The sequence below is a fragment of the Chitinolyticbacter albus genome, from assembly GCF_024437655.1.
Classification (GTDB): Bacteria; Pseudomonadota; Gammaproteobacteria; order Burkholderiales; family Chitinibacteraceae; genus Chitinolyticbacter; species Chitinolyticbacter albus.
On the sequence record NZ_JANBVF010000079.1, the window covers coordinates 1 to 597 of the forward strand.

Here is a 597-nt window from a genome sequence, read left to right on the forward strand (position 1 = left end):
ACCGGGGTACCGGCGCCAGCAGTGAAGCTGGTTTGACCGGCGTCGGCATCCGCTACCGTGAGGCTGCCGCTGTCGATGAGCTTGCCACCGGCAGTGACGTTGATGTCTTCGATCACCGCGCCGCTAGCGTCGCCTGCGATCACCGCACCATCGTTCAGGCCTTGTACCTGCACCGTGACGGTGGTGCTGCTGCCGTCGTTCAGTTGTACGGTAAAGCTCTCGGTCCGGGTTTCGCCGCTGACCAGGGCTTGTACTGCAGGGCTGGCGTTGTCCAGCGTATAGGTCCATTGGCCGTTGGTGCCCAGTTGCAGCGTGCCGTAGCTGCCGCTCTGACTGTCGGCAATGAAGCTGGCGCCGCCGGTAGCGGTCAGCGTGCCGCCAGTGCTGACGGTGGTGTCTTCCTGCACCGTGCCGCTGCCGACCGTGGCGGTTTCATTGGCGCCGGTCACGGTGACGGTCACGGTGTGGGGGGTGCCGTCGGCGCTGGTCACCGTGAACACTTCGTCGCGGGTTTCGCCGGCTTTGAGGTATTGCACCAGGCTGTTGTCGACTTCGTACGACCAGTTGCCTGAGGCGTCGATCACCAACGAACCGAGG

The 597-nt window shown here is 64.5% G+C and carries 1 protein-coding gene; it reads right to left on the bottom strand.

Going from position 1 to position 597, the window contains the following annotated elements:
• A partial coding sequence (locus NLI84_RS18855) for a VCBS domain-containing protein (RefSeq protein ID WP_255992373.1) occupies positions 1-597 on the bottom strand: 597 nt, incomplete at both ends.